This window comes from Ruoffia tabacinasalis, from assembly GCF_042652985.1.
In the GTDB taxonomy this organism is placed as follows: domain Bacteria; phylum Bacillota; class Bacilli; order Lactobacillales; family Aerococcaceae; genus Ruoffia; species Ruoffia tabacinasalis.
The window spans coordinates 1-3,301 of the sequence record NZ_JBHSHQ010000076.1 but is presented as its reverse complement, the minus strand read 5'-3'; the positions used below and the strand labels follow the sequence as shown (position 1 = coordinate 3,301).

3 protein-coding genes are annotated in these 3,301 nt (G+C 32.6%); all 3 read left to right on the top strand.

Annotated elements, in window-relative coordinates; translation table 11 throughout:
- Positions 1-54: 54 nt before the first annotated feature.
- From ACFO5Y_RS11665 to ACFO5Y_RS11655, 3 genes are read left to right on the top strand one after another with little or no spacing between them, the layout of a single operon-like run.
- Positions 55-1,257 carry a site-specific integrase gene (locus tag ACFO5Y_RS11665; protein ID WP_197105354.1) on the top strand — a complete coding sequence of 401 codons (1,203 nt, stop codon included), beginning with the start codon at positions 55-57 and terminating at the stop codon, positions 1,255-1,257.
- Positions 1,254-2,249 (top strand): tyrosine-type recombinase/integrase, encoded by a 996-nt coding sequence (locus ACFO5Y_RS11660; protein WP_197105353.1) that lies wholly within the window; start codon positions 1,254-1,256, stop codon positions 2,247-2,249. Before ACFO5Y_RS11665 ends, ACFO5Y_RS11660 begins: the two co-directional genes overlap by 4 nt.
- Entirely contained in the window at positions 2,236-3,255 is a 1,020-nt protein-coding gene (locus tag ACFO5Y_RS11655; RefSeq protein WP_197105352.1) for a site-specific integrase, read from the top strand. Before ACFO5Y_RS11660 ends, ACFO5Y_RS11655 begins: the two co-directional genes overlap by 14 nt.
- The last annotated feature ends 46 nt before the right edge of the window (positions 3,256-3,301 follow it).

Sequence of the window (3,301 nt, the reverse complement as noted above, 5' to 3'; positions counted from 1 at the left end):
GTTTCTAACTGTACATAATATAGTATCCTTAATTTAAAAGAGGAGGAAGAAATAATGGATACTATTGAAAATTTAATCAGGGAGGCAAGCATCTATTTGGAAGATATGGGTTATTCAGAAGGGACAAAAATTCGTTATAAAAGTTGCTGGAACTGCTTTAAAAAGTACGCAATATTGAATAACACTTATGATTTCACTATTGATTTTGGATATAGTTTTCTTATGAATCATTATAAAATCGATTTTGATTCAAATTTAACGCCATATCAAAGATTTGCTGTTCGCTCTATAAAAGTCTTAAATAGTATTTCTAAAGGAGAGCCGGTTAATAAATGTTATCATCGTAAAGGTCTTCAAGTACCACCTTGCTATTTTGAAATCCTTAAGGATTATATAGAATTCTTAAAGAAATCAGACTTATCAGACAAGACTATTGAGGGGAAAAAGTTTAACATCATGCAATTCCTTCATTTTCTTGAGACAAATGGGATTACTAAAATCTCAAATGTACAATCAAAAATTATCTTAATTTATATCGATTCATTAAGGAATTATGCAACATCTACAAAAGTTACTATTCTGTATACTTTAAAAAGCTTCTTTAATTTTTTAACCACAAACAATTATAATACTCACCAATTATCCCATTTTTTTCTGATTATTCGATCAAATAAACTTGAAAAACTACCCTCATATTACACAAATCATGAAATTCAAACTATTCTCTCTCATGTAGATCGAAATACAGCCATCGGGCGGCGTGACTATCTCATTTTGATATTAGCGATTCAGCTAGGTATGAGAGCTGGAGACATCAGAGACTTGAAGCTAAATGATATTAAATGGCACTTAGAAAAAATTGAAATAATTCAAGGTAAAACAAAAAACTCTTTGCAGTTACCATTAAGCGAAGGTTTAAAATACGCATTAATTGATTATTTGAAGAATGGCCGACCAGTAAGTGACGACCCCCACATTTTTATTAGACATAGAACGCCTTATGGGCGTTTTGAAAAAGGCAATGTATTTTGGAGTGTTATCAATAAGTATTTAGTTCTTGCCAAAATTGATGTTAAAGATAGAAAACGTGGTCTTCATGCAATGAGACACAGTTTAGCAAGTAATCTTTTACAAGAAAACATACCATTACCTGTTATTTCAGGAATATTGGGTCATGAAAACTCAAATACGACAATGGAATATCTCCGTATCGATATCAATCAACTTCGCATGGCGGGATTGGAGGTGCCTCTATGATAGAAACAAACAAAAAGTACACGTTTGATGGCCCTTTTGCTACTTATTGTTCAATGTATGTTGAATATAAGATAGGGCTAGGGTATAAATTCCAAGTGTCTTCTTATTACAGATTAAGACAAGTCGACAATTTTTTTAAAAAATCAGGACTTAAAAAACCAATTCTTACTAAGAATATGGTAGAAGAATATGTAAGTAAAAGAGACAATGAATCTACTAAAACACAACATCAAAGAATGAGTACCATTCGTCAATTTGCTCTGTTCATGAATATGTTAGGCTTTAATTTTTACGTTTTCCCTAAAAATGAGTTTGTAAAACAAAGAGATAATTTTATCCCGTATATTTTTACTCATGATGAAATTACACGAATCTGGTCGATAGTTGATCAGTTGAAATTCTCAGGGAACAGTAAATATGCTCACCTCATTTATCCAATGCTCTTACGAATGTTATATGGGTGCGGATTACGAATTAATGAAGCACTGACTCTGCAGAAAACAGATATTAATCTAAAAGATGGTGTGATTACAGTAAGTAAAGGAAAAAATAACATCACTCGTTTTGTTCCTATGACGGAAACCCTAAGGATTTATGGTCAACACTATGTTAAAAACATGGCATTTGATATGAGTATGGAAGGATATTTTTATCCTGCTCCAGACGGGCGAAAATATAATAGTGGCTCAATTTTGAGTGGCTTCAGAAGAATATTACGTGACGCTGAAATAATAACTGATGAATCAGTAAAACCTCGGATACATGATTTACGTCATACCTTTGCAGTACACTCTTTAGAAAAAATGATTAATGAAGGACAAGATATTTATTCTTTTCTTCCTATCCTTCAGACCTATATGGGACACCGAGATGTTGAAAGTACAGAACAGTATCTGCGAATGACGAGCGATACCTACGGCAATATTATTAATTCAACTGAAGAAATGTATCAGGATGTTTTTCCGGAGGTGCAAGAAAATGAACGATTATAATTTCGGGAAATATTTGTCGATATACTTTCTTCGATACATTCCTTCAAAAATGGACTATAGCGAAAATACCGTTAAAGCATATCGCGATACATTCACTATCTTTTTAAGATATTGTACGGAAGTTCTTAATTTAAAACCGGAAAAATTGACACTAAAAGAAATAAACAAAGATTTGATTGAGACTTTTTTGAATTGGCTAATAGATGAGAAGAGATATTCCGTCAGAACAAGGAACCAAAGACTTGCAGCTTTTCATTCCTATTTTCGTTTTCTTCAAACTGAAGTGCCAGAATATTTGGACGTTTGTAACTCTGTCTTTTCAATAAAGGCAAAGAAAGTGTCGAATATAGAACAGATGACTTACTTGTCAATTGATGCAATACGAAAACTGTTGGATGCTCCAAACCGAAAAACAATAAGAGGAAAAAGAGATTTAGCTATTCTCACACTTTTATACGATACTGGCGCAAGAGTTCAGGAAATTATTGATTTAAAGGCTTCCGATTTGAGACTGTCTTCTCCAGCGACTGTCACACTGATAGGAAAAGGACAAAAAGTTCGCGTGATACCAATTACAGCTCAGACTGTAGCTATTATGGAATCATATTTAGATAGCTACCAGCTAAGTAATGAAAAGAGTGTTACAACTCCCATTTTTTTCAACAAACAGCACAAAAAACTTAGTCGTGCCGGTATAACTTATATTTTAAAGAAACATTATGAAGCAGCTCGTAAAGATAACCCTGATCTATTTCCATCAAAAATTTCGCCACATGCCTTAAGGCATAGTAAAGCGATGCACTTACTGGAAGCCAATGTAAATTTAATTTATATTCGAGATTTTTTAGGACATGCATCTATTTCTACAACTGAAGTATATGCAAAAGCCAACCCTGAGATTAAACGGAAAGCAATTGAAACAGCGAGCAAGAATATTCTTCCTGAAGAAGTATTAAGCGAAGATAAAAAAGAAAGTTTGTTAAATTGGCTGAAAGAATTTATTTAGATTAAAAAGTATAAATAAGTAGATTTAATTATGTAAAGATAATTCC

Bases quoted from the DNA above. Each gene is read 5' to 3' on its own strand.
- ACFO5Y_RS11665 (WP_197105354.1), top strand. From the start codon at position 55: ATGGATACTATTGAAAATTTAATCAGGGAGGCAAGCATCTATTTGGAA.
- ACFO5Y_RS11660 (WP_197105353.1), top strand. From the start codon at position 1,254: ATGATAGAAACAAACAAAAAGTACACGTTTGATGGCCCTTTTGCTACT.
- ACFO5Y_RS11655 (WP_197105352.1), top strand. From the start codon at position 2,236: ATGAACGATTATAATTTCGGGAAATATTTGTCGATATACTTTCTTCGA.